The sequence below is a fragment of the Bacillus sp. FSL R5-0447 genome (assembly GCF_038606125.1).
In the GTDB taxonomy this organism is placed as follows: Bacteria; Bacillota; Bacilli; order Bacillales; family Bacillaceae; genus Bacillus; species Bacillus velezensis.
Genome location: NZ_CP152012.1, coordinates 71160 through 96844, shown reverse-complemented (window position 1 = coordinate 96844; position 25685 = coordinate 71160). Strand labels below are relative to the sequence as shown.

The following is a 25685-nucleotide window of genomic DNA, read 5'->3' as shown; positions in this document are numbered from 1 at the left end:
TCACTTTCTCAAGCAACTTTTTAATTATATAATAAGTTTCTTTTAAAGTCAACATATTTTTTATAAATGGTGGAGCCTAGCGGGATCGAACCGCTGACCTCCTGCGTGCAAAGCAGGCGCTCTCCCAGCTGAGCTAAGGCCCCGAAGTGGTCGGGAAGACAGGATTCGAACCTGCGACCCCATGGTCCCAAACCATGTGCTCTACCAAGCTGAGCTACTTCCCGATTTTTAAAAATATTATGGCGCGCCCGAGAGGAGTCGAACCCCTAACCTTTTGATCCGTAGTCAAACGCTCTATCCAATTGAGCTACGGGCGCATAATAATGAATGCCGAGGGCCGGACTTGAACCGGCACGGTAGTCACCTACCGCAGGATTTTAAGTCCTGTGTGTCTGCCAATTCCACCACCCCGGCGTGGATGGTATAGTTGGAGCGGAAGACGGGATTCGAACCCGCGACCCCCACCTTGGCAAGGTGGTGTTCTACCACTGAACTACTTCCGCATACAGGATAACTATCCTGTATAATGCGGGTGAAGGGACTTGAACCCCCACGTCATAAGACACTAGATCCTAAGTCTAGCGCGTCTGCCAATTCCGCCACACCCGCGTAACATGGTGAGCCATGAAGGACTCGAACCTTCGACCCTCTGATTAAAAGTCAGATGCTCTACCAACTGAGCTAATGGCTCTTTTTAAAAGACCTATGTTATTATCTTGTCCAAAAATGGTGCCGGCCAGAGGACTTGAACCCCCAACCTACTGATTACAAGTCAGTTGCTCTACCAATTGAGCTAGGCCGGCAAATATGGTGGAGGATGACGGGCTCGAACCGCCGACCCTCTGCTTGTAAGGCAGATGCTCTCCCAGCTGAGCTAATCCTCCATATATTACACTTACGTGTAATGGCTTGGCGGCGTCCTACTCTCACAGGGGGAAACCCCCGACTACCATCGGCGCTGAAGAGCTTAACTTCCGTGTTCGGCATGGGAACGGGTGTGACCTCTTCGCTATCGCCACCAAACCATTGAGAGTGTTCTCTCAAAACTAGATAACAGTAAGCATACATTCAAATTGGTTAAGTCCTCGATCGATTAGTATCTGTCAGCTCCATGTGTCGCCACACTTCCACCTCAGACCTATCAACCTGATCATCTTTCAGGGATCTTACTTCCTTGCGGAATGGGAAATCTCATCTTGAGGGGGGCTTCATGCTTAGATGCTTTCAGCACTTATCCCGTCCGCACATAGCTACCCAGCGATGCCCTTGGCAGAACAACTGGTACACCAGCGGTGCGTCCATCCCGGTCCTCTCGTACTAAGGACAGCTCCTCTCAAATTTCCTGCGCCCGCGACGGATAGGGACCGAACTGTCTCACGACGTTCTGAACCCAGCTCGCGTACCGCTTTAATGGGCGAACAGCCCAACCCTTGGGACCGACTACAGCCCCAGGATGCGATGAGCCGACATCGAGGTGCCAAACCTCCCCGTCGATGTGGACTCTTGGGGGAGATAAGCCTGTTATCCCCGGGGTAGCTTTTATCCGTTGAGCGATGGCCCTTCCATGCGGAACCACCGGATCACTAAGCCCGACTTTCGTCCCTGCTCGACTTGTAGGTCTCGCAGTCAAGCTCCCTTGTGCCTTTACACTCTGCGAATGATTTCCAACCATTCTGAGGGAACCTTTGGGCGCCTCCGTTACCTTTTAGGAGGCGACCGCCCCAGTCAAACTGCCCACCTGACACTGTCTCCCCGCCCGATAAGGGCGGCGGGTTAGAAGGTCAATACAGCCAGGGTAGTATCCCACCGATGCCTCCACCGAAGCTGGCGCTCCGGTTTCCAAGGCTCCTACCTATCCTGTACAAGCTGTACCAACATTCAATATCAGGCTGCAGTAAAGCTCCACGGGGTCTTTCCGTCCTGTCGCGGGTAACCTGCATCTTCACAGGTACTATAATTTCACCGAGTCTCTCGTTGAGACAGTGCCCAGATCGTTGCGCCTTTCGTGCGGGTCGGAACTTACCCGACAAGGAATTTCGCTACCTTAGGACCGTTATAGTTACGGCCGCCGTTTACTGGGGCTTCAATTCGCACCTTCGCTTACGCTAAGCGCTCCTCTTAACCTTCCAGCACCGGGCAGGCGTCAGCCCCTATACTTCGCCTTACGGCTTCGCAGAGACCTGTGTTTTTGCTAAACAGTCGCCTGGGCCTATTCACTGCGGCTCTCTCGGGCTTGCACCCTAACAGAGCACCCCTTCTCCCGAAGTTACGGGGTCATTTTGCCGAGTTCCTTAACGAGAGTTCTCTCGATCACCTTAGGATTCTCTCCTCGCCTACCTGTGTCGGTTTGCGGTACGGGCACCTCTCACCTCGCTAGAGGCTTTTCTTGGCAGTGTGGAATCAGGAACTTCGCTACTATAATTCGCTCGCCATCACAGCTCAGCCTTCACGGGAAACGGATTTGCCTATTTCCCAGCCTAACTGCTTGGACGCGGATATCCAATACCGCGCTTACCCTATCCTCCTGCGTCCCCCCATTGCTCAAATGGTGAGGAGGTGGTACAGGAATATCAACCTGTTGTCCATCGCCTACGCCTTTCGGCCTCGGCTTAGGTCCCGACTAACCCTGAGCGGACGAGCCTTCCTCAGGAAACCTTAGGCATTCGGTGGAGGGGATTCTCACCCCTCTTTCGCTACTCATACCGGCATTCTCACTTCTAAGCGCTCCACAAGTCCTTCCGGTCTTGCTTCACAGCCCTTAGAACGCTCTCCTACCACTGTTCGAAGAACAGTCCGCAGCTTCGGTGATACGTTTAGCCCCGGTACATTTTCGGCGCAGAGTCACTCGACCAGTGAGCTATTACGCACTCTTTAAATGGTGGCTGCTTCTAAGCCAACATCCTGGTTGTCTAAGCAACTCCACATCCTTTTCCACTTAACGTATACTTTGGGACCTTAGCTGGCGGTCTGGGCTGTTTCCCTTTCGACTACGGATCTTATCACTCGCAGTCTGACTCCCAAGGATAAGTCATCGGCATTCGGAGTTTGACTGAATTCGGTAACCCGGTAGGGGCCCCTAGTCCAATCAGTGCTCTACCTCCGAGACTCTTACCTTGAGGCTAGCCCTAAAGCTATTTCGGAGAGAACCAGCTATCTCCAGGTTCGATTGGCATTTCACCCCTACCCACACCTCATCCCCGCACTTTTCAACGTGCGTGGGTTCGGGCCTCCATTCAGTGTTACCTGAACTTCACCCTGGACATGGGTAGATCACCTGGTTTCGGGTCTACGACCACGTACTCAATTCGCCCTATTCAGACTCGCTTTCGCTGCGGCTCCGCATCTTCTGCTTAACCTTGCACGGGATCGTAACTCGCCGGTTCATTCTACAAAAGGCACGCCATCACCCGTTAACGGGCTCTGACTACTTGTAGGCACACGGTTTCAGGATCTCTTTCACTCCCCTTCCGGGGTGCTTTTCACCTTTCCCTCACGGTACTGGTTCACTATCGGTCACTAGGGAGTATTTAGCCTTGGGAGATGGTCCTCCCGGATTCCGACGGAATTTCACGTGTTCCGCCGTACTCAGGATCCACTCAGGAGAGAACGAAGTTTTGACTACAGGGCTGTTACCTCCTATGGCGGGCCTTTCCAGACCTCTTCATCTACCTCGTTCCTTTGTAACTCCGTACAGAGTGTCCTACAACCCCAAGAGGCAAGCCTCTTGGTTTGGGCTGGTCCCGTTTCGCTCGCCGCTACTCAGGGAATCGCATTTGCTTTCTCTTCCTCCGGGTACTTAGATGTTTCAGTTCCCCGGGTCTGCCTTCTCATATCCTATGTATTCAGATATGGATACCACTCCATTACGAGTGGTGGGTTTCCCCATTCGGAAATCTCCGGATCAAAGCTTGCTTACAGCTCCCCGAAGCATATCGGTGTTCGTCCCGTCCTTCATCGGCTCCTAGTGCCAAGGCATCCACCGTGCGCCCTTTCTAACTTAACCGTTAAAAAGAATCACTACGTGATATCTTGCATTACTAATTGAATGTGAATTACTTCTGTTATCTAGTTTTCAAAGAACAACATCTCGAAGAATCGAATGATCCTTCAAAACTAAACAAGACAGGGAACGTTCTGTTTATAAGACCCAAGGTCTTATATTCCGTTAAAATCCTTAGAAAGGAGGTGATCCAGCCGCACCTTCCGATACGGCTACCTTGTTACGACTTCACCCCAATCATCTGTCCCACCTTCGGCGGCTGGCTCCATAAAGGTTACCTCACCGACTTCGGGTGTTACAAACTCTCGTGGTGTGACGGGCGGTGTGTACAAGGCCCGGGAACGTATTCACCGCGGCATGCTGATCCGCGATTACTAGCGATTCCAGCTTCACGCAGTCGAGTTGCAGACTGCGATCCGAACTGAGAACAGATTTGTGGGATTGGCTTAACCTCGCGGTTTCGCTGCCCTTTGTTCTGTCCATTGTAGCACGTGTGTAGCCCAGGTCATAAGGGGCATGATGATTTGACGTCATCCCCACCTTCCTCCGGTTTGTCACCGGCAGTCACCTTAGAGTGCCCAACTGAATGCTGGCAACTAAGATCAAGGGTTGCGCTCGTTGCGGGACTTAACCCAACATCTCACGACACGAGCTGACGACAACCATGCACCACCTGTCACTCTGCCCCCGAAGGGGACGTCCTATCTCTAGGATTGTCAGAGGATGTCAAGACCTGGTAAGGTTCTTCGCGTTGCTTCGAATTAAACCACATGCTCCACCGCTTGTGCGGGCCCCCGTCAATTCCTTTGAGTTTCAGTCTTGCGACCGTACTCCCCAGGCGGAGTGCTTAATGCGTTAGCTGCAGCACTAAGGGGCGGAAACCCCCTAACACTTAGCACTCATCGTTTACGGCGTGGACTACCAGGGTATCTAATCCTGTTCGCTCCCCACGCTTTCGCTCCTCAGCGTCAGTTACAGACCAGAGAGTCGCCTTCGCCACTGGTGTTCCTCCACATCTCTACGCATTTCACCGCTACACGTGGAATTCCACTCTCCTCTTCTGCACTCAAGTTCCCCAGTTTCCAATGACCCTCCCCGGTTGAGCCGGGGGCTTTCACATCAGACTTAAGAAACCGCCTGCGAGCCCTTTACGCCCAATAATTCCGGACAACGCTTGCCACCTACGTATTACCGCGGCTGCTGGCACGTAGTTAGCCGTGGCTTTCTGGTTAGGTACCGTCAAGGTGCCGCCCTATTTGAACGGCACTTGTTCTTCCCTAACAACAGAGCTTTACGATCCGAAAACCTTCATCACTCACGCGGCGTTGCTCCGTCAGACTTTCGTCCATTGCGGAAGATTCCCTACTGCTGCCTCCCGTAGGAGTCTGGGCCGTGTCTCAGTCCCAGTGTGGCCGATCACCCTCTCAGGTCGGCTACGCATCGTCGCCTTGGTGAGCCGTTACCTCACCAACTAGCTAATGCGCCGCGGGTCCATCTGTAAGTGGTAGCCGAAGCCACCTTTTATGTCTGAACCATGCGGTTCAAACAACCATCCGGTATTAGCCCCGGTTTCCCGGAGTTATCCCAGTCTTACAGGCAGGTTACCCACGTGTTACTCACCCGTCCGCCGCTAACATCAGGGAGCAAGCTCCCATCTGTCCGCTCGACTTGCATGTATTAGGCACGCCGCCAGCGTTCGTCCTGAGCCAGGATCAAACTCTCCGATAAAGTGTTTGACTGACTACGCACATCGCTGTGCGATTTATTTAAAACTTTGAATTAACAGGTACGTTTTGTCTTGTTTAGTTTTCAAAGATCATTTTGTCTTTCGTTCAAGCGACTTTATTATTATATCTTATCAATCTCTTGAAGTCAACAACTTTTTAAATTTCTTTTTTCGTCAGCGCCTTGTTTAGCGGCAACGAATAATAATATACCACCTCACAAATAATAGTGCAATAGTTTTTTAAAAGAAAATCAAAAAAGTTTTACGAGCGGCTTGTTTCTAAAAAAGCGCCGTACTGCGATAAGCAGAAACGGCGCCTTCCCTTTTATTAGCGTTGTCTCATTTGAGGGAATAATAAAACGTCTCTGATAGACGGAGCATTTGTTAACAGCATGACAAGGCGGTCGATACCGATACCCAATCCCCCGGTCGGCGGCATGCCGTATTCAAGAGCTTCAACGAAGTCTTCATCCATCATATGCGCTTCATCGTTTCCTTCTTCTCTTTCTTTTAACTGCGCTTCAAAGCGTTCCCTCTGGTCAATAGGGTCATTCAGCTCCGTAAACGCATTAGCGTGCTCACGGCCGACGATAAACAGCTCAAAACGGTCTGTAAAGCGAGGGTCCTCCGGATTTTTCTTAGCAAGAGGAGAAATCTCTACAGGGTGGCCGTAAATAAATGTAGGCTGAATGAGTGTTTCTTCAATTTTTTGTTCGAAGAATTCATTGATGATATGCCCCACCGTCATTGAGTTTGTGATCTCGATACCATGCTCTTTTGCATGACCGCGCGCTTCTTCAACAGTCATCTCATTCCAGAAATCTACACCTGTCGCTTCTTTGACCGCATCTACCATGTGGAGTCGTTTCCACTCAGGTTTCAGATCAATCTGCTCTTCGCCGTACTGGATTGTGGTGCTTCCAAGCACTTCCTGCGCAATATGTGCAACGAGATTTTCCGTAAGGCTCATAATATCTTTATAATCGGCGTACGCTTCATACAGCTCGATCATCGTGAATTCAGGGTTATGGCGTGTAGAAACACCTTCATTACGGAACACGCGGCCGATTTCGTAGACTTTTTCCAATCCGCCGACAATCAGGCGTTTCAGGTGCAGTTCAATCGCAATACGCATATAAAGAGGCATGTCGAGCGCATTATGGTGCGTGATGAACGGGCGCGCAGACGCTCCTCCCGGTATGCTGTGCATCGTAGGTGTTTCAACTTCTAAGTATCCATGGTCATCTAAGTATCTTCTCATCGCTTGGATGATTTTGCTGCGTGTGATAAACGTTTGTTTGCTGTCAGGGTTTACGATGAGATCGAGATAGCGCTGGCGGTAACGCTGTTCAACGTCTTTTAACCCATGATATTTATCAGGAAGAGGACGCAGTGCTTTTGTCAGCAGTTCAAAAGATGTCGCTTTGACAGAAAGCTCGCCTACGTTTGTTTTGAAAACTTTCCCCGTGATGCCGATAACGTCTCCGAGGTCTGAAGATTTAAAGATTTCATATTGTTGTTCGCCGACACTGTCTTTTCTTACGTAAATTTGAATTTGACCTTCTAAGTCCTGCAGATGCGCAAAGCCGGCTTTCCCTTTTCCGCGCTTTGTCATCATACGGCCTGCAATGGTCACTTCGATCGCTTTTTCTTCCAGTTCTTCTTTAGAAAGCTCCTGGTAGGCGTCAATGATCTGTTGAGATTGATGCGTTCTCTCGAAACGTTCGCCGAAAGGGTCAATGCCGTTTTCTCTCAGCTGGTTCATTTTATCTCGTCTGACTTGCAGCTGGTCGTTCAATTCCTCATGATTTTGCTCTTCTTGACTCATTGGTATCACTCCGTTACATTTTGATTTCACGAAAAAGCAGAAAAACTGCCAGCGGTAAGCTGGCAGTGAGCAGCAATAGAGGGTGTATATTAACCTACTTTTGCATCTTGAAGCTCTTTTGCCTCTGCTTCGGCGGTAAATGCATCTAAAAGCTGCACAACTTCTTCACGCGTCTCACATTGGTTAATTTCGTTGCGTACATTCGCATTGCCTCTGACACCTTTCAGATACCAGGCAGCGTGTTTTCTCATTTCTCTGACTGCCACATTTTCGCCTTTTAACTTAATCAGGCGGTCTAAGTGCAGTTTGCATACCGACATTTTTTCACGGACTTTCGGTTCGTCTTTTAACTCGCCGGTTTCAAGGTAGTGCACCGTACGGTAAATCATCCACGGGTTGCCGAGTGCGGCCCGGCCGATCATGACGCCGTCAACTCCTGTTTCCTCAAGCATGCGTTTCGCGTCCTGAGGCGTTTTGACATCACCGTTTCCGATGACGGGAATGGAGACGGATTGCTTCACTTCTTTAATGATATCCCAGTTCGCAGTGCCTTCATACATTTGCACTCTTGTGCGGCCGTGCAGGGCAACGGCTTTTCCGCCGGCACGTTCAACGGCTTGGGCATTTTTCACCGCATAAATGTGCTCTTCATCCCAGCCCATTCTCATCTTCACTGTAACCGGCTTATCAACAGCATCTACTACTGCGGATACCATTTCATAAATCTTATCGGGATCGAGAAGCCATTTGGCGCCCGCGTCACATTTTGTAATCTTGGGTACGGGACATCCCATGTTAATATCAATAATATCAGCAGTCGTGTTTTGATCTACAAACTTCGCCGCTTCCACAAGGGTTTCCTTTTTTCCTCCAAAAATCTGAAGACTGAGCGGTTTTTCACGTTCATCAATGTAAAGCATCCCCATTGTTCTTGCGTTGTTGTAAAGAATCGCTTTGTCACTGACCATTTCAGCGCATACCAATCCGGCTCCGAATTCCTTTACAGTCAATCTGAACGCTGAGTTGCAGACACCGGCCATAGGGGCAAGCACAACCCGGTTTTTCAATTGAATATCACCGATTTTAAACATTTTTCTCCTCCTTTCGTTTGTCTATTTTTCAGGCGGGGCCAATTCGTCCGCACTTATATTTAAAACATCTGCCGCATCTTGAATGATGGCATCTGACGGCAATCGGTTTCCGCGTTCAATTTCACCGACAATAGAAACTGATATACCTAATGCTTTTGCAAATCCTTCTTGAGTATAACCTTTCAGCTTTCTGAATGCACGAATTCGCCTACCCCAGATTTCTGCTTCCATACTCTTACACCTTCTTGGTTTGTTTCAGCGCTTATCGTGATATGATCCGCCTGCGGACATATTTCTTTTAAGGGCGCAAGGACAAATAAGCGCTCATACATTCTCGGATGCGGAACAATCAGCCGCTCTGTTTCAATATTTTCACGATTATACAGCAAAATGTCAAGGTCTGCCGTCCGCGGTCCCCAGCGAATCTCTCTCGTTCTGCCTAATTCAGCTTCAATGCTCTGCGTTACATCAAGAAGTTCAAAAGGAGATAACGACGTTTTCACTTCAACCGCCATATTGAGAAACTGATCTTGATCCTCATAGCCCACGGGATCTGTTTCATATATGGAGGACACCTTTGACACCGTCACGCCATGATGCCGGCTGAGCATGGCCACTGCCTGACGCAAATAATGTTCACGGTCGCCCATATTGGAGCCGAGGCCGATATATGCCGTATTGTTCATGATTTCTTTCTCGTCATTTCTATGGCCACTGATTTATAATGGCCGGGAATCGGCGGGTCAGGCTTAACAACCTTTACCGTACATTGCTGCACCGGCTCAAATTTCTTAAGGACGGTGTCTGCGATCCGTTCCGCAAGGGTCTCGACCAAATTAACGGGCTCGCCCTCAACAATGCCGCGGCAGACACTGTACAATTCCGCATAGTTAATGGTATAAGAGAGGTCATCCGTTTTTCCCGCTTTGCTCAAATCCAGTTCGGCAGTCAGGTCTACTTTGAAGCGCTGGCCGAGTTTGTTTTCTTCTTCGAACACGCCGTGATATCCGTAAAACTCCATACCTTCCACATATACTTTATCCATAATGCACGCCTCCTTTGTTCAACATAGCATCCATCATCTTCGTCATTCTTGCGATCTCTTTGACATCGTGCACCCTCACAATGTCGCAGCCTTTTTGGACGCCAAGGCATACTGTCGCTCCCGTCCCCTCGGCACGTTCTTCAGGAGGAAGGTCAAGCACACGGCCGATGAACCTTTTTCTCGATGTCGCCAGGAGCAGCGGATAACCTAACCCGCTGAACACCTCCAGCTTGTTCATGACAGCCAGATTGTCCTCATAGTTTTTCGCAAAGCCGATCCCCGGATCCAGAATCATGTTTTCATCTGTGACGCCGGCTTCCGCGGCAATTTTTACGCTTTCCATCAAGTCTGCAAGCATATCAGGAATAAGATCGTTGTAGTTTCTTTCCATGCGGTTATGCATTAAGATAATCGGAACCCCGTGTGCGGCGGCTACTGACGCCATGTCAGGATCACCTTTCGCCCCCCAGATGTCATTAAGGATAGAGGCTCCCGCTTTGACCGCTTCGTCTGCCACGGACGCTTTGTACGTATCGATTGAAAGCGGAATGTCCAGCTCGCTTGTGATCCGCTCTATGACTGGGATGACTCGTGACATTTCCTCATCAGCCGACACGAGTGATGCGCCGGGTCTTGTCGATTCGCCGCCGATATCTATGATATGCGCCCCTTCTTCAGCCATCTTCGCCGCATGCAGAAGCGCCCTTTCCGTACTGTCGTATTTACCGCCGTCAGAGAAGGAGTCTGGCGTTACATTTAATATCCCCATAACGAGTGTCTTCTCTTTATAGGACAGAGCGCCTTTTTTTGTATGAATCAGTTTAGGCTGTTCAATTGTTTGCTGCGCCATTTTGTTCCTCCTCCTGTACATTCATTTTGTTTATTTCCTGCTGATACTGCTTACGGAGCAATTGCACCGTTTTTCCGCTCACTCCGGGCAGCGGCACTTCCTCTATTTTAGAAAACGGGATGATTTCAAGCACGGAGTTTGTCAACCATGCTTCATCCGCTTCAAGCATTGATTGAAAACGGAATCGGCCTTCGGTGACTTCTGTCCCCTGCCGTTTCAATTCATCAATGACAAACTGTCTCGTTACACCATCGAGAATTCCCGTATCCAAGGATGGCGTAAAGACCTTGTCTCCTTTTCGCCAAAACACGTTGGAGACAATGCCTTCCGCGACATCTCCTTCTCCGGTCAGGAAAATGCCTTCAAGATTGGGATCATTCCCGATCTCCCGTTTAGCATACATGTTGTTTAAATAGTGATGGGATTTTAACCGAAAAGTTCCTTCAGGCGTATTTCTCCTGATAGAGAGAAGCCTGCCTTCTTTTTGAACAGGCAGAGTTTCCGGATTGAGCCGGTTGACGAAACAAAGGACGGTCGGCTTTTCATAAGTCTGCGCGGCAAATCCCTTATCGCTGACGCCTGCCGAGATGTTAAGCCGGACACGCGCGCTGCCGTCCTTGATGTCATTGAGGAGCAACAGTCTCCGAAGCATATCAAGCAGCTCCTGTTTGTTCACCTCATATGCAATCTGCAGATCCCGAAGCGCCCTGTTGAGCCTGGCGACATGCGCATCCGGCAGAAACGGCCGGCCGCTGTAAAGCCTGAACGTCTCGAACGCGCCGATCCCGTACAGATAACCATGGTCAAAAGGAGAAAGCGCCGCTTCTTTCTCCTCTATATATTGACCATTCAAATATATAATCACACCGTCACTTCCTTTTTGCGGTGTGTCTCTATAAAGTTTCTGAGCATCTCTTTGCCGAAGGAGGTCATGATGGATTCCGGATGGAACTGAACACCTTCAACAGGCAGCTCATTATGGCGGATTGCCATAATTTCTCCTTCTTTGGTTTGAGCGGATACCGTAAAACAATCCGGCAGCGTGTCCGCTTTGACAATAAGTGAATGATACCGGGTGGCGACCAGCGGATTTTGCAGGCCTTTAAAAATCGTCTGTCCGTCATGCATAACTTCTGACGTTTTGCCGTGCATGAGCCGCTCCGCTCTGACGACGTCGCCGCCGAATACTTGCGCAATCGACTGATGCCCGAGACATACGCCGAAAATAGGAATACTGCCGGCAAAATGTTTGATCGCTTCGAGGCTGATCCCCGCTTCATCAGGACTGCACGGCCCGGGTGAAATCATTAAGAAGTCCGGACCCAGCTCTTCAATCTGCTCAATCGTAATCTCGTCATTCCGTCTGACGATCAGTTCCTCCCCGAGTTCACCCAAATATTGAACCAAGTTGTACGTAAATGAATCATAATTGTCAATCATTAAAATCATCTCTGCTCACCTCGTCTAATTTTTTGTCTCTTCTTCGCTCAGCTCTAACGCCTTTTTCATCGCAAAAGCTTTTTTGAACGATTCCTTGTATTCATGCTTCGGAACCGAATCAATGACTACTCCTGCTCCGGACTGCATGAAAGCATGTCCGCCGGCTGCATAGATCGTCCGGATCACAATGTTAAACTGCAAATCTCCGTTGAATCCGAACCAGCCTATAGATCCAGTATAAAGCCCCCGTCTTGTCGGCTCAAGCTCTTCTATAATTTCCATCGTTCTCACTTTGGGCGCTCCCGTGATGGTGCCCCCCGGGAACACCGCATGAATAATGTCTGTCGCGTCATATCCGTCCTGCAGCTCTCCCTGTACGTTTGACACGATATGCATGACGTGGGAATACTTTTCGATCGCCATAAATTCGTTAACCCGCACGGAGCCGTAGCGCGATACGCGCCCGAGGTCATTGCGTTCAAGATCAACAAGCATGACGTGTTCCGCACGTTCTTTTTCGTTGTGAATTAATTCATCAGCCAAAGCCTTGTCTTCAGCATCGTCTTTTCCTCTTGAACGCGTACCCGCGATCGGTCTCGTTTCAAGCTTCTTCCCCTTCTTTGTCACCAATAGCTCCGGCGACCCGCATATCACTTGAAACCCCGGTGTCTCGAGATAGGCCATGTAAGGAGACGGATTGACGTTTCTCAAGTGTTTATACACCTCATACGGATGAACGGATAAGGACTGAGACTGCCTGATGGACAAATTAACCTGGAACACATCGCCGCTCGCGATATATTGTTTAATTTGTTCTACAGCCTGCGAAAATCCTTCTTCAGTGAACGGAGCGGCGTACGATCCGTCCCCATTCCGATTCAGCGGTGAAAAAGGCTCGTCCGCCGTTTGGAGGGAACACCACATGTCCTCTAAGCGGGACAGCTTTTCTTCCGCAAGATCCGCTTCTTCCGCTTCAGTATGGGTAATGAGCCATAACGCCTCTTCCTCATGGTCATAAACGGCCACATCATCAAAAACAAGAAAGTAAATATCAGGTGTTTCCAGATCATCTAACGACAGCATCTTAAAATTCTCAATATATCGGGCGTAGTCGTAACTGATAAAACCAATCGCACCGCCCTGAAAGTCCGGAAACTCAACGTTTGTTTCCGTTCCGAGCGTTCCAAACCATTCATGAAAGGCCCGCAGCGGGTCACCTTCTTTAAACAGTGTTTCCCCCTCATGCTTGATCGTTGTAATTCCGTCTTTCCCTCTGACGGACGCAATCGGATCTAGACCGGCTATACTGAATCTTCCCCCTCTCGCGCTTTCGAGCAGAACATGCCGTTTTCTCGATTTCGAAAGGTTTTCATATCGCTGTAAAAATGCTTGTTTCGTAAAAGGTATTTTTCTTCCTGCCGGTCTGCGTTGTGCCATCATATCAATCCTCTGCTTCGTTTTACTGTAGTTTTATTTTAAAGCAATCACACTGGTGAAAAAAGTGAATTTCACTTCCAACCATAAAATTCGAAACGTTTTTTGGATTTCCGATGCTTCAGGCACAAAAAAACTCCCGGATACAGCCGGGAGCCGTGTGTATGTCTCTATTCAAACTGATAAAGCGGTGTGCTTAAGTAACGTTCCCCGTTACTAGGGATGATCGCAAGCACTTTCTTGCCTTTCCCCAATTTTTTCGCGATTTCCAGTGCCGCGTAAATGGCTGCTCCGGAAGAAATGCCGCCGAGAATCCCTTCTTCTTTTGCCGTTTTACGGGCATATTCAAATGCATCCTCGTTTTTGACGGGAATGATCTGATCATAGATGTCCGTATTCAATGTTTCAGGGACAAATCCCGCTCCGATACCCTGAATTTTATGCGGGCCCGGTTTTCCGCCGGAAAGAACTGGAGAATCCGCCGGCTCTACCGCATAGATTTTGATGGATGGATATGATTCTTTCAGCACTTCGCCCGCTCCCGTGATGGTTCCGCCGGTACCGATTCCGGCCACGAACGCATCAAGCTGGTCGTCACCAAACTGTTCTACGATTTCTTTCCCCGTCGTTTGGCGGTGAATTTCCGGGTTTGCCGCATTGTTGAATTGCTGAGGCACAAAGTATCCGTGTTCCTCGGCAAGTTCTTCCGCCTTTTTAATGGCGCCCTTCATTCCTTCTGCGCCGGGAGTCAGCACAAGCTCCGCTCCGTATGCGCGCAGCAGATTGCGTCGTTCCATACTCATCGTATCAGGCATAACGAGAATGGCTCTGAGACCTTTAGCCGCTGCCACCATCGCAAGACCGATTCCTGTATTTCCGCTTGTCGGTTCAATGATTGTGTCGCCGGCTTTTAATTTTCCTTCTTTTTCAGCCGCTTCAATCATCGCCACTCCGATACGGTCTTTTACGCTGCTGCCCGGATTCATGTATTCAAGCTTCAGATATACATCTGCACTGTTTTCATCCGTCAGGCGATTCAATTTCACAATAGGAGTATTTCCGATTAGTTCAGTAATAGAATTTGCAATACGCACCATGTTGGACACCTCAATTTCCGACTAAATTTATTGGTATTATAAATATAAGTTATCAATTTCAAAATTTTTTGTCAATCATTTAGTTCTTTTTTCCCCGTAGAACCAAGAGACCCCCGCCTCTTTCCACAGCGTTTTGACTGTCGCCTTGTCACCTAATTGATCCATCGCGATCTGGCGTCTGATTTGGCTCTTCACTTCATTATATGAGAAAGTTCTCGATTTAAGCTTTTCTTTCAGCTGAATGACGGCGTATCCTGAAGAAACTTTAATCGGTTCAGCGGACCATTCATCTTCTTTAAGACTTTTAGCTTCTGTGATATATGCCTGCGGGATATTTTCCTGGTTTTCTGTCACAAAGCCGAGGTCTCCGCCATACTGAGACGTATATCTGTCCGTGGAACGTTCAGCGGCGACGGCTTCAAAGCTGGAACCGCCTTTCAAATCAGCAAGCACCCTGTCCGCCTCATCTTTGTTTTTGACGACAATGTGCCGGATTCTGTAGGAATCATCGAAATGGTACAATTCTTTATTTTTATTATAAAATGATTGCATTTCCTTATCCGATATATCGATGTCCTTCGTCAGCAGTTCTTCAAGAAGAATGTTGTAGCGGATCTGGTCTCTCCATTCTTTTTCGGTAATATGGCTGTCTTCATAAAATGAATTATCTACCGCTTTGATTAAAAGAAATTCCCGCTCCAATTCGCTGTTTGAAACTGTAAGTTTATTCTTTTTCGCAAGCTCTTCCACTACTTCCGCATTAATCATGTCTTCCAGAGTTGATTTTCCGTACTGGTCTTCCATCTTTTTCATCCAGTCTTGCCGTGTGATATGTTTATCACCGATTGTCGCGATGGATTCTTCAGATGACCCCGCGGCTTGGGATTTTGTTAACTTATACGCCACTGTCACACTGCATACTAACAGCGCCGCTACAATAATCGTCAAAAGTGTTCTCGATTTCAAAATCTACCCCATCCCTTTTATAAAATAGAACAACCCGCTAAAGAGCTAGCGGGTTGTTTCGTCACGAAGCTCTTCCAGTTCTTCTTTTGTAAATAAATATTTCTCATTACAAAAATGGCAAACCGCTTCGGCTTTTCCGTCTTCTTCTATCATATCTTGTATTTCTTTTTTGCCTAGTCCTAAAATGGCCGTTTCGAATCGATCTTTTGAACAAGAACAGTGAAATTTGACCGGCATTGTTTCGAGAACGTCCGGTTTTTGACCCAGAACTTCTTCTAAGATTTCTTCCGGTGTCAGGCCTTTTTGAATCAATTTTGAAATCGGTTCGATTTGAGATAATTGCTTTTCAATTGTTGAAATGGTTTCTTCATCAGTCCCCGGAAGAAGCTGAATGATGAATCCGCCCGCAGCGAGAATCGTGTTATCAGGATTTACTAGAACACCTACGCCGACAGATGAAGGGACTTGTTCAGAAGAAACAAGGTAATACGTGAAGTCATCACCGAGTTCACCCGAGACAATCTCTACTTGTCCCGTAAAATAATCACGCAAGCCCAAATCTTTTACGACACTGAGTGTTCCGTCAGTTCCGACCGCCCGTCTGACATCCAGTTTCCCTTGTTCATTGAGATCAAAATGAACGTGCGGGTTTGATACGTATGCTCTTACCTCACCCTTTGCGTTCGCATCTGCGACAATGGCTCCGATCGGGCCACCGCCTTCTATTTTGACTGTCAGCTTATCTTCACCCTTAAGCATCGCTCCGAGCATCAGAGAAGCTGTCATCGTCCGGCCGATTGCGGCTGATGCCGTCGGCCACGTGTCATGCCTTCTTTGCGCTTCATTAACCATATCTGTCGTTCTGGCTGCATAAGCCCGCACTTTACCGTCATATGCAATTGCTTTAATTAAATAATCCATCGTTTACCTCCTATACGTGACCCACGCGATTTCGCTCATAAATGATTTCCAGCCCTTTCAGAGTGAGAAACGGGTCAACAATATCAATACAGTCTGATTCGTTTGCGATTAATGACGCAAGCCCGCCTGTCGCAATGACTTTCGGTTCCTGTGTTGCCTGCCATTTCATCCGCTTTACAATGCCTTCAACTTGTCCGACATAGCCGAAAAGGATGCCGGACTGCATAGCGCTTACCGTGTTTTTGCCGATGATATTGTCCGGACGGGCAATTTCAATTCTTGGAAGCTTCGCCGCACGTGAGTACAGCGCTTCCGTCGAAATCGTAATGCCGGGAGCAATCGCGCCGCCCATGTATTGTTTGTTTTCATCAATGTAGCAATACGTCGTCGCCGTTCCGAAATCCACAACAATTAAGGGGCCTCCATACTGCTGGATCGCCGCAACGGCATTGACGATCCTGTCAGCTCCCACTTCTTTCGGATTGTCATACTTTATATTTAAACCTGTTTTCATTCCCGGGCCGACAACTTGCGGCTCGATGTGAAAGTATTTTGTGCACATTCTTTCTAAAGAAAACATAATCGGCGGCACCACGGATGAGATGATAATCCCTTCAATCTGTTCAAACATGAGTCCGGAATGTTCAAATAAGGAGCGGAGCAGCATGCCGAATTCGTCTTCTGTTTTGTGCCTGCTCGTTTCTATGCGCCAATGATATTCTAATTCCCCATCATGATATACACCAATCACGGTGTTGGTGTTCCCCACATCTATAACCAGTAACAACCTCTATCACCACTTTTGAATAGTTTCTAATCATAACATTTTCAACATTCTACAATACCATACACGATCTGCGGCTCTTTTGTAAACAAAACGAAACCAGTAAAAAAACCGCCGGTATATGCCGGCGGTTTTCATATCAGAAAGCGAACTATTCTTTCGGCTCGTCTTTCTTTTCGTCTTCTGTTTTAGACAGGATGTTTACTTTCACATCGTCTTTTTGAAGATGGTCATCTGAGAAATTGCGCTCAGGGAGTTTTCCGTGATCCACGAGATGCTTGATTTGTTCCGCATCTAATGTTTCCACATCAAGCAATGTCTGAGCAATCAATTCAAGCTTATCGCGATTTTCAGTCAGGATGGTTTTCGCACGCTCATAACATTCTTTAATGATGCGCTGAATTTCCTGATCGATTTCGTAAGCGATCTGATCACTGTAGTTTTGCTCGTTGTTGAAATCCCGGCCCAGGAATACTTGACCGCCTTGAGATTGACCGAACTGAAGCGGTCCGAGTTTTTCTGACATACCGAACTCTGTCACCATTCTTCTGGCAATGTTCGTTGCCCGCTGGAAGTCATTGTGAGCGCCCGTGCTGACTTCACCGAAGATAATTTCCTCGGCAACGCGTCCGCCCAGAAGACCGACAATTTTATCGAGAAGTTCAGGTTTTGTCTGGAAGTAACGGTCTTCTCTCGGAAGCATGACCGCGTATCCGCCAGCCTGCCCCCTCGGAACGATCGTTACTTTATGAACCATATCGGCTTCATCCAGCACAAGTCCGATAACGGTGTGACCGCCCTCGTGGTACGCCACGATATTGCGTTCTTTTTTCGATATGACGCGGCTCTTCTTCGCAGGACCCGCAATGACACGGTCCGTTGCTTCATCAATGTCGCGCATATCAATTTTCTTCTTGTTTTGACGGGCAGCAACGAGTGCCGCTTCGTTAAGAAGGTTTTCTAAATCTGCGCCTGAGAAACCGGGTGTTCTTGAAGCGATTGCTTTTAAGTTCACCGTTTCATCAAGCGGTTTGTTTCTCGCATGCACCTGTAATACGGCTTCACGGCCGATGACATCCGGACGGTCTACCGTAATCTGACGGTCAAAACGTCCCGGACGGAGCAATGCAGGGTCAAGAATGTCCGCACGGTTTGTCGCAGCGATAATAATGATTCCTTCATTCGCACTGAAACCGTCCATCTCAACAAGCAGCTGGTTCAGCGTCTGTTCGCGTTCATCATGCCCGCCGCCAAGACCTGCGCCGCGCTGACGTCCCACCGCGTCGATCTCATCAATGAAGATCAGACAAGGCGCATTCTTTTTCGCATTTTCGAATAAATCACGCACACGGGACGCACCGACACCGACAAACATTTCAACGAAGTCAGATCCGCTGATGCTGAAGAAAGGAACGCCCGCTTCACCGGCTGAGGCTCTCGCAAGCAGCGTCTTACCGGTTCCCGGAGGTCCGACCAACAGCACGCCTTTAGGGATTCTGGCGCCAAGCTCGGCGAATTTGCGAGGATCTTTCAGAAACTCAACAACCTCAACAAGCTCCTGCTTCTCCTCATCCGCGCCGGCTACATCTTTAAACTTCACGCGTTTCTTTTCTTCCGTATACAGCTTCGCTTTGCTCTTTCCGAAGTTCATGACACGGCTGCCGCCGCCCTGAGCCTGATTGAGCAGGAAGAAAAACAGAATAAAGATGATGACAAACGGAATGATCGTCGTTAAGAACGTCACCCACCCGCTTGTTTCCTGTGCGGGATCAACTTTTACGTCCGTCTTTTTAATTGCGTCAAATATCTGGTCTGCTCCTTTTCCTTCAGGAACATGTGTTAAAAAGTACTGGTCTTTGTCGTATTTTTTCAGCTGTCCTTTTACCTCATAAACACCTCTGACAGGCTGAACCGATACGCTATCAACTTTCCCTTCATCAAGGTTCTTGATAAACGTACTGTACGACATATTTTCTGTTTTCGGGTTTGAAGTCTGGAAGTAACTCACAACCCCGATTACTACTAATAAAATAAGTAAATAAAAAATGGTATTACGGAAGACCCGATTCATTCCTTACCTCCTCCCACAGTAAGCACAACTATGTTCAATAGTACCATAGAAAATCATTCCAATACAACCGATAACCATCTCGGAAGCAGGCAGCCGATCAGCTTTCATAAATCGCCGGTTTTAATACTCCGATGTAAGGCAGATTGCGATAGCGTTCGGCATAATCAAGTCCGTAACCCACAACAAACGCGTCAGGAACTTCAAAGCCTACGAAGTCTGCTTTAATGTCCGCTTTTCTTCCGCTTGGTTTATCCAACAGGGTAACAATCTTAATTGATTTCGCTTTACGATATCGGAAGAGTTCTACGAGATAGCTCAAGGTTAACCCACTGTCGATAATATCTTCAATGATTAAGATGTCCCGGCCTTCTACAGATGTATCCAAATCTTTGATGATTTTGACTTCTCCGGAAGAAACCGTGGAATTTCCGTAGCTTGATACATCCATGAAGTCCATTTCCAAATATGTATCAATATGCTTTATAAGATCAGCCATAAAAGGAAGCGCTCCCTTTAACACACCGATTGCCAACGGAAACGTGTCGCTGTACTCGCTTGTTAATTGTTCTCCAAGCTGTTTTACTTTCTGCTGGATCTCATCTTCTGAGATCAGCACTTTTTCGATATCCTGTTTCATGTTAATGCTTGCCCCCTACACTTTTCATGCTGTCTATATTGTAATACAATGCGGTCACTGTTTGAAATCACAAGATCGTCAAAGATGGATTTTTTCAAGCCAGGCAGCCAGATAATTTCACCGCTCGCATCCGTTACAATCGGCCATTCGTCCCGATCCCGCAGAGGCAGTTTATGATCAATAAATATATCTTTCACCTTTTTCGAGCCATTCATCCCTTTAAGTTTGATCCGGTCACCGATTTTTCTCGTCCGGATTGTTAAAGGAAATTGCACCTTGTTTCTGCTTGTCATAAAAACAGCATTCCCATTTTTGATATGAGGGTCAGCCTGATCGGCCACCTCTATCATAAAGCCGTTGGGGAGAACAGCAGTCTCGCCTTCCGCTCCTTGCAGCTGCAGCTCAAAGGGAACTTTTTCACATTGCCATTGTTCAAATGTAAACAAACATGTCTGATATGATTTGACCACCTTCAGCCCTTTCGGAAAATCAAGCACTCCCGAGGCGCTTCCATTTTCCGCCCATTCGAGAAACTGCTGTATGTGGCGGGCGGAAAACGACGATGGAACGTTTTCATAAAGATAGTTTAATATTAGTTGAACTCCTCTTCTTTGTAAAGGTATCGGAAGGGCAAGCAATTGAGAGGAATTGACTTCAACCGATGTGTCAGACTTGCTTGTAATAACCTTATTCATTCGTTCTTTCGTTAATGACTGCAGGTATTGTTCGTCTTCTGTCAGTGCTTCACTCACCTTTTGAAACATTTTATGAACGTCAGGTGATTCATGTTTTAAAAAAGGAAGCACGGTCTTTCTGAATCTGTTTCTTGTATAATCGTCTTTTGCATTGCTCTCATCCGTTCTGTAGCTGAGCCCTTCTTGACGGCAGTATTCAAGGATTTCATCCTTTGCCGCATAGAGGAAAGGCCTGATCAGCCAGCCGGATGCAAATTCGCGGACGGGCTGCATTCCCGCAAGCCCTGCCCCGAGCGTACCTTTCGCAAGCCTCATGAGCATTGTCTCAACCTGGTCATCGCCGTGATGAGCCAGCGCCAAAAACTTCGCTTGGTGTTTTGTCATCAGATCTTCGAAAAACTGATATCTGCAATCACGCGCGGCAGCCTGCTTGTTCAGCTTATTCTTCTTTGCGTATGCAGAAACATCAATCTGTACCGTTTCGCAGAGGATGTGTTCCGCTTCGCAATATGACTGCACAAACTTCATATCTTCTTCAGATTCAGGACCCCTGAACTGATGGTCGACATGCGCCGCTATGATAACGGAGGAATGCCCGAAGTGCTTATTCAGCATACTGAGAAGCGCCATTGAATCAGGGCCTCCGGAGACCCCGGCAATAATCGTTTCTCCCTCCGCCTGAAGATGATATGTTTTGAAAAAATCTTCCACGCTTTTCACAATGTCCCCCTCACAATGAGCAGGTTTTTTAAAGATATACATATCCTATCACTTTCATTCCCTCCAAGCAAAGAAGAAGCATGAGCGCAGGCGTCCGGCCGACACTAGATGAGAAAAAAGACGATGTAAGCGAAATAAAGGGCGAGAACGCTGATTAAAATAAGTGTTGTTTCAAACAAACCATTGTGCTTTGCGGGTTTTTGTTTAGGTTTATACCGCGTTTGAGATACAGTGCCCTGCCGCGGTTTTGATTGCGGCGGCTTAGGCTTGGCGGCGGCTTTCCTTTTGCTCCCGGCACTCTGCCCCGCCGTCAGGATGTCATGCTTCATGGCTTCCGCAGACGGATATTGGCCGTTTAAAGCAGAAAACAGAACCTTCTTATACTTATTCAGAAACGGGTGGCCTTCAATGATAGAACGAAGCTGTTCTTTCGGCTGTACTGACTTTTTGCACTCTTTCTTCTGGACACAGTGGATCATGATCATTGCGACAGCAAACAGGTCATAGGATGGTTCTGCTTTTCTTGTTCCATACCCCCAATAGCCCCTGTCGTAAAACTCCGTATACTCTTTAATCGCGCGGCCCTGTTTTGTCGTTCCCCCTACATCAATGCAGCGAATGGCAGCCGGTGGTCCGGTTACAATGAGATTGTCCGGTTTGAGGTCGCCAAAAACCCACCCTTGCTGATGAAGGACTGACAGGCTGGAAAGAAGCTGCACCATCAGCACCGGAATCCACTCCGCTCCCTTACTGCTGATATATTGCGGAAGAAGCGGCCCTTCTATGTACTCCATCACGTAAAAAGAGACATTTTTATTCAGCTGCGGAATAAACGCGTCGTCCGCATCAAAAAAAGAAGGCCCCATCGTTTGCGACCGGGCCTTTGAAAAGGATTTTAAGACATTCACTTCAGAGGTAACAGACATGCTGTCGCTGCTTATTTTCAAAGCGACCTGTCCGCCTGATGCTTCTGCCAGATATACAATACCGTTAGCCCCTTTTCCAAGCTGTTTGAGCAATCTGTAGGATTTGCCGTTCCATTTGCCCTGAATTGCCGTCCCCGGTGCCAGACTACATGCCAAACTCGTTAAAGCGTCGTTCATCATCTGCCAACATGCTCCTTCTTGAGCGGATTCTCTCAAACTGCTGCGTCGCTTCCCGGATAGCGGGGCCCGTAGGGGTGATACCGCCGGTCGACAGCTTCGCAAAGAGTGCAGAAAGGGATTCAAGCTTCGGCGTCCAATTCAGCACAAGCTCAACTTCCTGGCTTTTCCCGGGAAATATACACATTGCAAATTCATTTTGCCCGGCCCGGGAATTTAAACTGATGGAAAGATCGATCAGCGCTTCTTTCACCGTCGGCAGTTTCGGCGCCATACTGGCACTCGTATCAACCAGCACAAGCACTTGCAGATGAACCGTTTCGCCGAGTTCATCAACCACTTCCATCACTTCTCCGCGTTTTTCAGGAGAAAGCTCTTCCATTTCAACGTTTTTCCCTAAGATTTGTTTAAGCTCTTGATTGACGACACCTTGCAGCGTCTGGGTCATTGCTTTTTTCGTCACCATTTGAACCGTCTGAGACAATTGTGACGCATACACAACTTGATGGACGCCGCCTCCGGCCATGGCGATGCCTTCAACTTCCTTCATTGCTTCTTGGTCAATCGCGTTTTCTTCCATAATTCCTATAACATTCACCGTAATCCCCTGCTCCTTGGCGAAAGCCGCCATTGCGATCGGGTCTTCACCATGATTGGAGCAGCCATCTGTAATCAGCAGAACTTGATTTAAATGTCCCTTATTCACATACATTCCTCCCGGTGATACGATTAGTCCCATCTTCGCCAGAAGGAAAGTGATTTATACGAATGGATTAAGAAATCTCCTTTTTATTTTGGAAAACCGCCGGCACCGGTATGGAAGCCCATTTCGGCGTGTTGTGATCAATCCGGACAACAACCACTGTCATATCGTCTTCGATTTGGCCGGATCGTGTTCTGATGACCTCTTCCATTAATATATCAGCGATTTCCTGCGGATCTTCGGTTTTCAGCCCTTTCATTTTCCGCTTCATCCACAGGTCGTGGTTTTCAACGTGCTTCGGCCCTTCAAAAATACCGTCACTCATCATGACGAGCAGATCTCCCGCTTTTAACTGTTCACTTACAACCTCCACATCAAATTCATTGATGATGCCGATCGGCAGATTGCTGGCCTGCACTTTCATGACTTGATCTCCCCGCTTGATAAAACTCGGCGTTGAACCGACCTTCAAGAATTTGCAGCTTGCATCCTGAAGATCAATGATAGAAAGATCGAGAGTTGAGTAGATTTCGTCTGTCGTCCGTAAAGACAGAATACTGTTGATCGTTTTGATCGCTATTTTTTCATCAATACCTGATTCGAGAATTTTTTCGAGCAGCTTAATCGTTTCATTGCTCTCATAATGGGCCCTCGCCCCATTGCCCATGCCGTCACTGATCGCGGCCGCATATTTTCTCGCCCCCAGTTCCATCATGCTGTAGCTGTCGCCGGAGACAAGGCCGCCGCCTTTTGCCGCATGAGCCGCGCCTGTCGATACCCGGTATGACTTCGTCGAACCGAACGCAACATGGCTGTAGCCATTCGGATGAGTCGAGTGCTGTTCGCTTTTGACAAGTATCTGCTCCTCAAGAATGTCAGACAGCATCGGGGCGATAATTTTCTCACTCTCGCCGTGTCCTCCGCTGAACGGGATTGTCATTTCGATATCAATATTGCCCTGCTCCAAGCTGTATATCTCGACATGCTGAATCTCGATTCCGAAATGCTGAAGCGCCTCTATCATTTGTTCTTCCTGAATAAAATGCTGCTCCCTCTCCCGTTTTATTTCCCGAGAAAAGTCCGCCATGACCTCAGAAACCCCCAACAGCTGCTCGGCAACAAGCCTTCTGCTGTCCTGAACTTTTCTCTTCAGTGTCAGATGGGCATGATGGTGGGCAAGTTCGTCCTCAATCAGCTCTTCCACCTGTCTGGATTTGGAACAGTGCTGTTGAAACTCCTTTTTTAATCTGCGGTTTGAGGCATACTGTTTTTCTTCTGTTTCATGCATAACTTGTTTCATTAAGTCATATGTTTTATCAAAGTTTTGAACCCAGCATTTACTTTTCTTATAGCAGGATTGGCAGGAATGCTCGGTGATTTTGCTTAAAAAGAGATCCACTTCCCCTTCTTCCGCCTGCTCATCGGAAGACGTCTGATGAAAGGTGGCGAAGCTCTCCGACAAGGCATGAAACACATTGGAGAACTGGTCTACTTTCTGGGCGGTGACATCTCTGATTTTCCTCGCGTACTGCTGCTGTTCCTGACTGTGCTCAGCAGTGCCCGGTATGTATCGCGCCACCTTTTTCGTAATCGATTGGGGCGTAATCAAAAACAAAACAACGGCAATCAAAGATTCATAAAGAGTGGTCATTAATCCGGCAGACCCTTCTCCATATAATGAAATCAGCAGTGAGCCGATCACTAATCCGACTGCGGCTCCGGCTTTCTTTCCTTCTTTCAGCAGCCCGCCAAGAAGCCCGGAAAACGCAAGCAGACTCATTTGATAGAGATTCCCGATATTCGCAAGCCCGAGGATCAGTCCGGTCACCACACCGACCGTACAGCCGATGCTTGCCCCGCCGACAAAGGAAAAACTCAGCACGACATAGCGGGCCAGGATATGTTCAGCCTGCATTCCCTGAAATGAAACACCCGCAAGCCCGGTTAAAACGGATGCGATCAAGATCATAAAACAGATGATTTCTTCTATTTTTAACGATTGCTTCACTTTTTTAATCGTGAAGATCGGCAGGCTTTGCAAAAAGATCAGCGTCAAAATAAAGGCCAGGCCCGCCTCGACAACAGCCATCACATAATCATAGGTGGTAAAAGCGCCGCTCTCAAAATAAACAAATCCGATTCTCGCCGCAGCCATAGAGAAAAACACCACGATCGGCAGCATCTTCACCCGGTCCTGCACGATATATGTACCGATTTTTGAAAATAGAGTGAAGACGGCCAAAGCTGTGAGAATCAATAAAGAGTGTTTCGGCGAAATGGTTAAAGCGCCCGCAAGTAAAGACAGACAAGCATAGAAGGCTTTATCTCTTCTGATCAAAAGCATCGCTCCGAAAAACGGCAGCGCAAACGGAAGAACCTCAGATAATATGAAAGCCCGTCCAAGTAAAAAACCGATCACAACATAAATGAAACCCTTATAGAAAAAAAGTGAATGCGCTTGATGGACTGTAAGCTTTGCCGCCTTTTCAAAAAACGATTGCAGTTTTTCCAGAGCTTGTCCCGCCATCGGCCCGTTCACTCTTCTTTCCGCTTTTTCCATTGCTCTCATCCCCC

19 protein-coding genes, 9 tRNA genes and 3 rRNA genes are annotated in these 25685 nt (G+C 48.0%); all 31 read right to left on the bottom strand.

Going from position 1 to position 25685, the window contains the following annotated elements; translation table 11 throughout:
- Positions 1 to 67 precede the first annotated feature (67 nt).
- Positions 68 to 143 (bottom strand) — tRNA-Ala (locus NYE68_RS00545).
- Positions 144 to 147: 4 nt separating this feature from the next.
- Positions 148 to 224, bottom strand: a tRNA-Pro gene (locus NYE68_RS00540).
- Positions 225 to 240: 16 nt separating this feature from the next.
- A tRNA-Arg gene (locus NYE68_RS00535) sits at positions 241 to 317 on the bottom strand.
- 11 nt (positions 318 to 328) lie between these two features.
- Positions 329 to 414 (bottom strand) — tRNA-Leu (locus tag NYE68_RS00530).
- Between the two features lie 14 nt (positions 415 to 428).
- Positions 429 to 503: transfer RNA gene (locus NYE68_RS00525), tRNA-Gly, on the bottom strand.
- Between the two features lie 24 nt (positions 504 to 527).
- Positions 528 to 609 (bottom strand) — tRNA-Leu (locus NYE68_RS00520).
- A 6-nt stretch (positions 610 to 615) separates the two neighbouring features.
- Positions 616 to 691: transfer RNA gene (locus NYE68_RS00515), tRNA-Lys, on the bottom strand.
- A gap of 36 nt (positions 692 to 727) precedes the next feature.
- A tRNA-Thr gene (locus NYE68_RS00510) sits at positions 728 to 803 on the bottom strand.
- A 5-nt stretch (positions 804 to 808) separates the two neighbouring features.
- Positions 809 to 884, bottom strand: a tRNA-Val gene (locus NYE68_RS00505).
- Between the two features lie 23 nt (positions 885 to 907).
- A 5S ribosomal RNA gene (gene rrf, locus NYE68_RS00500) occupies positions 908 to 1023 on the bottom strand.
- 50 nt (positions 1024 to 1073) lie between these two features.
- A 23S ribosomal RNA gene (locus tag NYE68_RS00495) occupies positions 1074 to 4003 on the bottom strand.
- 175 nt (positions 4004 to 4178) lie between these two features.
- Positions 4179 to 5728, bottom strand: a 16S ribosomal RNA gene (locus NYE68_RS00490).
- Together the 16S, 23S and 5S rRNA genes with 9 tRNA genes alongside form the textbook arrangement of a ribosomal RNA operon.
- 326 nt (positions 5729 to 6054) lie before the next feature.
- A complete protein-coding gene (gene lysS, locus NYE68_RS00485) occupies positions 6055 to 7554 on the bottom strand; it encodes a lysine--tRNA ligase (RefSeq protein WP_039252990.1) in 1500 nt (499 codons plus the stop codon).
- A gap of 89 nt (positions 7555 to 7643) precedes the next feature.
- Positions 7644 to 8645 (bottom strand): tRNA dihydrouridine synthase DusB, encoded by a 1002-nt coding sequence (dusB, locus tag NYE68_RS00480; protein ID WP_007409948.1) that lies wholly within the window; start codon positions 8643 to 8645, stop codon positions 7644 to 7646.
- Positions 8646 to 8666: 21 nt separating this feature from the next.
- On the bottom strand, positions 8667 to 8876 hold the full coding sequence (locus tag NYE68_RS00475; RefSeq protein WP_003150668.1) for a helix-turn-helix transcriptional regulator: 210 nt from the start codon (positions 8874 to 8876) through the stop codon (positions 8667 to 8669).
- Positions 8828 to 9331, bottom strand: a complete 504-nt coding sequence (folK, locus tag NYE68_RS00470; RefSeq protein WP_007409947.1) for a 2-amino-4-hydroxy-6-hydroxymethyldihydropteridine diphosphokinase — start codon at positions 9329 to 9331, stop codon at positions 8828 to 8830. Before folK ends, NYE68_RS00475 begins: the two co-directional genes overlap by 49 nt.
- Positions 9328 to 9690 (bottom strand): dihydroneopterin aldolase, encoded by a 363-nt coding sequence (folB, locus tag NYE68_RS00465; RefSeq protein WP_022552479.1) that lies wholly within the window; start codon positions 9688 to 9690, stop codon positions 9328 to 9330. Before folB ends, folK begins: the two co-directional genes overlap by 4 nt.
- Complete coding sequence (folP, locus tag NYE68_RS00460; protein ID WP_007409946.1) at positions 9683 to 10540, bottom strand: dihydropteroate synthase; 858 nt, start codon at positions 10538 to 10540, stop codon at positions 9683 to 9685. The genes folB and folP overlap by 8 nt, the downstream gene beginning before the upstream one ends.
- Positions 10521 to 11405 (bottom strand): aminodeoxychorismate lyase, encoded by an 885-nt coding sequence (gene pabC / locus NYE68_RS00455; protein WP_015416668.1) that lies wholly within the window; start codon positions 11403 to 11405, stop codon positions 10521 to 10523. The genes folP and pabC overlap by 20 nt, the downstream gene beginning before the upstream one ends.
- Entirely contained in the window at positions 11402 to 11989 is a 588-nt protein-coding gene (pabA, locus tag NYE68_RS00450) for an aminodeoxychorismate/anthranilate synthase component II (protein WP_007409944.1), read from the bottom strand. The genes pabC and pabA overlap by 4 nt, the downstream gene beginning before the upstream one ends.
- A 15-nt stretch (positions 11990 to 12004) precedes the next feature.
- Positions 12005 to 13417: an aminodeoxychorismate synthase, component I gene (gene pabB, locus NYE68_RS00445; RefSeq protein WP_025284092.1), complete on the bottom strand. Its 1413-nt coding sequence runs from the start codon at positions 13415 to 13417 to the stop codon at positions 12005 to 12007.
- 167 nt (positions 13418 to 13584) lie between these two features.
- The gene (cysK, locus tag NYE68_RS00440) at positions 13585 to 14511 is read right to left on the bottom strand and encodes a cysteine synthase A (RefSeq protein WP_039253001.1); all 927 of its coding nucleotides are present in this window, start codon (positions 14509 to 14511) and stop codon (positions 13585 to 13587) included.
- 75 nt (positions 14512 to 14586) lie between these two features.
- Entirely contained in the window at positions 14587 to 15477 is an 891-nt protein-coding gene (locus tag NYE68_RS00435; protein ID WP_033575241.1) for a peptidyl-prolyl cis-trans isomerase, read from the bottom strand.
- Positions 15478 to 15522: 45 nt separating this feature from the next.
- The gene (gene hslO / locus NYE68_RS00430; RefSeq protein ID WP_004264606.1) at positions 15523 to 16398 is read right to left on the bottom strand and encodes an Hsp33 family molecular chaperone HslO; all 876 of its coding nucleotides are present in this window, start codon (positions 16396 to 16398) and stop codon (positions 15523 to 15525) included.
- Positions 16399 to 16408: 10 nt separating this feature from the next.
- Complete coding sequence (locus tag NYE68_RS00425) at positions 16409 to 17185, bottom strand: type III pantothenate kinase (RefSeq protein ID WP_007409940.1); 777 nt, start codon at positions 17183 to 17185, stop codon at positions 16409 to 16411.
- A gap of 148 nt (positions 17186 to 17333) precedes the next feature.
- Positions 17334 to 19253, bottom strand: a complete 1920-nt coding sequence (gene ftsH / locus NYE68_RS00420; protein WP_004264608.1) for an ATP-dependent zinc metalloprotease FtsH — start codon at positions 19251 to 19253, stop codon at positions 17334 to 17336.
- Positions 19254 to 19350: 97 nt separating this feature from the next.
- Positions 19351 to 19890 carry a hypoxanthine phosphoribosyltransferase gene (gene hpt, locus NYE68_RS00415; protein WP_004264611.1) on the bottom strand — a complete coding sequence of 180 codons (540 nt, stop codon included), beginning with the start codon at positions 19888 to 19890 and terminating at the stop codon, positions 19351 to 19353.
- On the bottom strand, positions 19887 to 21305 hold the full coding sequence (gene tilS / locus NYE68_RS00410) for a tRNA lysidine(34) synthetase TilS (protein WP_015239029.1): 1419 nt from the start codon (positions 21303 to 21305) through the stop codon (positions 19887 to 19889). The genes hpt and tilS overlap by 4 nt, the downstream gene beginning before the upstream one ends.
- Positions 21306 to 21409: 104 nt before the next feature.
- Complete coding sequence (locus tag NYE68_RS00405; RefSeq protein ID WP_039253007.1) at positions 21410 to 22411, bottom strand: serine/threonine-protein kinase; 1002 nt, start codon at positions 22409 to 22411, stop codon at positions 21410 to 21412.
- Positions 22377 to 23114: a VWA domain-containing protein gene (locus NYE68_RS00400; protein WP_004264624.1), complete on the bottom strand. Its 738-nt coding sequence runs from the start codon at positions 23112 to 23114 to the stop codon at positions 22377 to 22379. The genes NYE68_RS00405 and NYE68_RS00400 overlap by 35 nt, the downstream gene beginning before the upstream one ends.
- 67 nt (positions 23115 to 23181) lie before the next feature.
- Complete coding sequence (gene spoIIE, locus NYE68_RS00395) at positions 23182 to 25671, bottom strand: stage II sporulation protein E (protein WP_007409936.1); 2490 nt, start codon at positions 25669 to 25671, stop codon at positions 23182 to 23184.
- Positions 25672 to 25685 lie beyond the last annotated feature (14 nt).